This window comes from Chthoniobacter sp., assembly GCF_040003245.1.
Classification (GTDB): Bacteria; Verrucomicrobiota; Verrucomicrobiia; order Chthoniobacterales; family Chthoniobacteraceae; genus Chthoniobacter.
In genome coordinates this window covers 1-5,543 of record NZ_JBDUCX010000341.1, presented here as the reverse complement: position 1 = coordinate 5,543, position 5,543 = coordinate 1, and the positions used below count along the sequence as shown (strand labels likewise).

The 5,543-nt window shown below is 63.2% G+C and carries 4 protein-coding genes; 2 read left to right on the top strand and 2 right to left on the bottom strand.

Going from position 1 to position 5,543, the window contains the following annotated elements:
* Positions 1–864 (bottom strand): radical SAM protein (locus ABJF10_RS28890; protein WP_348548069.1); only part of this gene is annotated, 864 nt, incomplete at its 3' end.
* 218 nt (positions 865–1,082) lie between these two features.
* Here ABJF10_RS28890 and ABJF10_RS28885 point away from each other — a divergent pair.
* On the top strand, positions 1,083–1,679 hold the full coding sequence (locus tag ABJF10_RS28885) for a methyltransferase domain-containing protein (protein WP_348548068.1): 597 nt from the start codon (positions 1,083–1,085) through the stop codon (positions 1,677–1,679).
* A gap of 11 nt (positions 1,680–1,690) precedes the next feature.
* Here the strand turns inward: ABJF10_RS28885 and ABJF10_RS28880 are convergent, their stop codons facing one another.
* A complete protein-coding gene (locus ABJF10_RS28880) occupies positions 1,691–3,205 on the bottom strand; it encodes a sialate O-acetylesterase (protein WP_348548067.1) in 1,515 nt (504 codons plus the stop codon).
* Positions 3,206–3,265: 60 nt separating this feature from the next.
* Between ABJF10_RS28880 and ABJF10_RS28875 the strand changes: the two genes are divergently transcribed.
* Positions 3,266–5,543 (top strand): hypothetical protein (locus ABJF10_RS28875; protein ID WP_348548066.1); only part of this gene is annotated, 2,278 nt, incomplete at its 3' end.

The window sequence follows — 5,543 nt, the reverse complement described above, 5'->3', positions numbered from 1 at the left end:
GCACGGCTCGATGTCGCCGCGCGGGTTCACGTGGTGCGAGATGCCGGTGCTCATCGGGCAGAGCGCGCGGCCCTCGCCGTCGTAATAGGCATCGATGATGGCGATGGGCACTTTTGCGCGCATCTCGACGACGAAGCGCCGCACCCGGACGAGCTGCGCAGGCGTGAGGGCGAGTTGCGGATTCATCTTCGGGCCGACGGGACGATAGGTGTGAAACCAGCAATAGTGCACGCCGCGGGCGATGAGCTCGCGGAGCCAGGACTCGGTGCAGAGGTCGTCGATATTCGTCTGGCACACGCTGGTGGCCACACCGGTGAGGATGCGCTCGCGGAGGCACGCGTCGAGACCGCGCAAGGTTTTGCTGAGAACCTCTTTCTTGCCCCGGCGCTCGTCGCTGACGATCTCGCGGCCCTCGATGGAAATGAGCGGCGTGGCATTGCCGATCTGGCGCAGGCGCCTGGCGACTTTTTCGGTGATGAACTGGCCGTTGGTGAAGACCTGGAAGTAAGCGTCCGGATGCGCGGCGAGCAGGTCGAGCAGCTCGGGGTGCATGAACGGCTCGCCGCCGAGGATGCCGAAGAAGGCGTTCCCGTGCGCCTTGGCGTCGTTGATCGTGCGGTTGAGCGTGTCGAGATCGATGGCCTGCCGCTCGGCTTCCACATCCACCCAGCAGCCCTGGCAGCGCAGATTACAAGAATTGATGATCGAGAGGTAGAGGAACGGCGGAAAGAATTCGCCGCGCTTGATCCGGTGTTTGAAGCGCTCGACGGAGAGCATCCCCTTGACGCCGAAGTTCCACATGAATTTCCCAAGCAGCCGCGGATCGGTGGTGCGGAGGATGCGGAGGGCGAGGGCTGGGAACATGGCGAGCTCCAAGGGTGCCGCATCCCGGCGTATTCGCAAAAGGAATTGTCGTCCGCCCCCGGGGAAAGAGCCCGACTCAAGGCGTCTTCACGGCGCTCACAGCGTAAAGGCGCGTGATTTTCTTCGCCGTCCGGGGCGCCGAGGCTATTCTCGCGGTCGTGCTCCCCTATGCAGATTGTTGAAAACATGCGTTGTGCGATCTGGTTTCACCCGAGGCGATGAAAGAGACCTCCAAAGCAATGCGCAGAAGGCAGAAATCCGACTACCCTGTGGATTGGAAACAGGTTTTCCAAGGGAGGGGCCTGGATGTGGGGCCCGGGAACGATCCATTGACGACTCTTTGGTTCGACGGGATGTCCGAGGTCGTGCTATTTGATCAGCAACAGGGAAACGCCAATCGGCTGTCGTCCTACTTTCTGCCGGAATCTTTCGATTTCATTCATGCCAGCCAGAGCCTGGAGCATATGTATGATCCCACGGCGTGTCTCAAAGATTGGCTGACGCTCGTGAAGAAAGGCGGGTGGGTAATCTGCACGGTGCCGTCGTGGGAATTATACGAGGGAATGATCTGGCCGTCCCGGTACAATTGGGATCACAAAAGCACCTGGAGCCTGTCGCTCAATGGATCTCCCGCGCCGATTCATATCCACGTGCCGAAGTGGCTGGAAAGGCTGCGCGCCGAGGATGGAGTTATCCAGGAATGTTACTATCAACTTTGCGATGAAGGTTATAACTACCAGCTAGGTACGCGACTGGATCAAACCTTTCACCCGGACGGGCCGGAAGCCTTTATCGAGTTCGTGATGAGACGATGAGCCTCGCGCGTTTACTTCTCCACGTCGGTGCGGAACGGTGAGGCCGGCAATCCCGCGCCATTGTAGAGGTTTACGTTGGGAACATTCGTCCAGCCATAGCGCACGGCCACGGGCTTGGTGACGGCATCGGCGGAGACGGTGACGGTGGCACCTTTGATCTCCGCTTTGGCCGGCACGAAGTTCTTGTCCTCACCGGCAATGGTGAAGCCCTTCAATTCGCCGTCCTTCGCCACGAGCCCGGCCGCGTGCTGGAACGTCAACACGGCCTTGCCGCCGTCGACCCGGAGCGAGTCGAACGTCGGGCCCGAATACTCGATCTTATCCCCATAAGCCAGCGCCCGCGCGGCCAGCGAGAGACGCGTGCCGACGGGTTCCTTGTGTTTGGGATGAATGTTCGTGGGCTCGCCGAAATCGGTGATCACCGCGATGGCGGTGTGCGGCACCGTCTGCGAGGTGAGAAGCTGCGCCTCCCGCAGTTCTGGCGTCTGGTTTTGATGAGGCGCGATTTGCACGAAGAAGAAGGGGAAATCGCCTTCGCCCCACGCCTTGCGCCAGTCGGTGATCATGGCGGGGAAGAGCGTGCGATATTGTTTTCCACGCTGGCTGTTCGCCTCGCCCTGATACCAGATGGCGCCGCGGATCGCGTACGGCTGCAAGGGCGCAACCATGGCGTTGTAAAGTCCCGAGGGGCGCCGCTTGTTTTTCGTCGGGTCTTCCGGGACCACCGGTTTGCGCGGCGGGGGGCTGCCCGCAGCCTTCGCTTTTTCGACGTTGGCCTGCCAGGCCGCGGTGAGCCGGGCCTCGTTCTTGTGGAAGTTTTCCACCGCAGCGGGCCATCCTTTGATCGCGGCGTCCTGCGCTTCGAAGATGGATTTCAAGTCCGGGTTCGCGGCCAGCGCCTCGTGGCTCGTCCACGCCTCCGCCGGTGTGCCGCCGACCGAAGTGCTGAGCATCCCCACGGGCACCTGCAACGCCTTGCGCAGTTCGCGGGCGAAGTAGTAGCCGACCGCGGAAAACAGCGGAGCGCTACCCGGGCTGGTGATCACCCACTTCCCCGGCACCTCACTGAGTGGCGTATCGCTGGCGTTGGCCGCCACGGCGAAGAAACGGAGTTGCGGATCGTTGGCCGCGGCGATGGCGGCTTCCGCGTTGATATCGCCCTTGAGGGTGAAGGCCATGTTCGATTGCCCGGAATTTACCCACACCTCGCCGACGGCCACGTCATTCACCATCAGCGTATTCGTACCCTTCACCGTCAGGGTCAGGCTGTCCGCCGCCTTCATCGCGGGCAGCGACACTTTCCACTTTCCGTCAGCGCCCGCCTTCGTCGTCTGCGGCTCGCCTACGAGCGAAACAGTCACTTCTTCTCCGGGATCCGCGGTACCCCAGACCGGAACCGCGATGCCGCGCTGGAGCACAGCGTGATCCGAAAAGAGCGCGGGCAACTTGACGGCGGCTTCGACGTGCCGGGCGGCGGCGAAACTGAGAGCGAGAGCGAGAACAGGAGCAAGCCTGGAAGTTTTCATGGGAGAATCATTGGTGTGCGCTCGCAACCCCGGAAACTTTGCGGGGTTTCGCTTCAACCCATGAAATCTTCCCTCCTCCCCCTTCTGGTCGCGCTTTCCACGACAGCCGCGTTCGCCGATGACATTGGCATCAAAGTGCGCTTCGGCCTCGAGGACAAGGAGGCCACCGATTGGTCCGGCACCGTCGCGGTTTCACCGGGAAATGTGAACCTGATCGGCGGCTGGCGTTTTGCGCAGCAGGACAAAGTAGACGGCACCACCGGTTGGTCCTGCCGCACCCGTCCCAGCACGCTCGACAACAAACGGCGCTCGAACAACCCGGGCAAAGCGCAGGCCCGCCCAGCCGATGCCGCGACTTCACTCCCGCTCGGCGACAACGGCGTGTTGATCAGCTTCACCGGCGTGACGGAGGACTCGCGGGTGACGATCAAGACGCCGAAAGGCGAGTTCGCCTTCGCCTTTTCCGAAGTGGCGAGCGGGAAGATCGTCCAGGAACTCAGCGGCGCCGTGGAAATCGAACGCACCGCCGCGGGAGTGCCGTTCACGACCGATGCCAAGACCGACGAGGATTACCCGAGCGGCGCCGTCGGCACGGATGGCACGGTATGGGCCGCGTGGCAAAGTTACACGCCGGGCATCGACCGTGCGGTGCGCGCCAGGAGTTGGGACAAGGAACCGGAGGAACTGAAATCGCTGGCGACGGCGCCCGGCGGAGATCAACTGTGGCTGCGCGCCACGAATGGCGACGCGATTGCCATTTCATCGACGGGCCGCGATATCTACAAGAGCGCCGTGGCGGTCGATGGCGCGGGGCTCGTGTGGGTGGTGTGGGCGGAGAATCCTAGCTACAAGCCGTTTCCGGACAACGGGAATCCGAACTTCGACATCTTCACCCGCAGCCTGGATCCGAAGACGAAGAAATTGAGCGAACCGCAAAAAATGTCGGACTCGCCGGAGAGCGATGTGTGGCCCGTTGCCGCCACCGACAGCGACGGCCACGTGTGGGTCGCGTGGCAGGGCGCGCGCGACAGTGTATTCCGCATTTTTCAGCGGCACCAGACGAAGGACGGCTGGAGCAAAGCCGAACAGGTGAGCACCCAAACGCGCAACTGCTGGGCGCCCGCCATCGCGAGCACCAAGGGCAAGGTGGCCATCGCCTGGGACACCTATGAGAAGGGCGACTACGATGTGTGGGTGCGCGAGTTTTCCGGCGGCAAAGCGGGCGACGCACGACCCGTCGCGAACTCACCGGACTACGAAGCACGGCCCGCGCTCACCTACGACAAGGACGGCGCTCTCTGGATCGCCTGGGAGCAAAGCGGGCCGACCTGGGGCAAGGACTGGGGCGCGCTGGTGAAAGACAAGGGCATCCCGCTCTACCGCGACCGGCAGATCGGGCTCGCGGTGCTGAAGGACGGCCAGTGGATGGAACCCGCCGGCTCGTTCAAGGACGCATTGCCGGGAGCGGGTGGCTTGCGCAAGCGGCAGCGCAATGTTCGCGTCCCGGCGCTGGAGCCGGGCGGCGAATCGCGCAAGGCCGGTCAGGAAGCCGAGGCGAACAAAAATTTTCCGCACAACAATCTCGCCCGCATCGTCTGCGACAGCGCGGGCCGCGTCTGGATTTTCTGCCGCTCGCGCCAGAACGATTTCCGCACGCCGCTCGGTTCGTTGTGGTTCGACTGGGCCAGCTATACCGATGGCGACCACTGGACCGGCCCCGTCCTCGTGCCGCACAGCGACAACCTGCTCTATAACATTCCTGTCGTCGTGCCCGCCGCGGATGGCGGTCTCACCGTGGTGCACAGCAGCGATCACCGGCAGGACCGCCACATCGTGCGCCGGGGCAACGGCCCCGGTGGCAATCTCGCCCTCGAAGCCGAGAGCGACCCTTACGACAACGATCTCTACGTCTCGCATCTCCGCGCCACCGGCCCGGCGCAAGCGACGAAACTCGTCGCGGACAAAACGCCGCCCGACGCCCAGGCCGCGCCTTCTCCCGCCACGACGAAGGAGCGCGCCGACATCACGAATATCCACGCCTATCGCGCCGAGATCGATGGCAAGAAACTGCAAATTCAGCGTGGCGAGTTTCATCGCCACACCGAGATCAGCGGCGATGGCGGCAACGACGGCCCGCTCGAGGACATGTGGCGTTACGCCGTCGACGTGGCCGGCATGGATTGGCTCGGCTGCGGCGACCACGACAACGGAGCGGGCCGCGAATACCCGTGGTGGCTCACCCAAAAGACGACCGACGCCTTCTACCTGCCCGGCTCGTTCAATTCGCTCTACACCTACGAGCGCTCGGTGCGCTACCCGGAGGGCCATCGCAACGTCA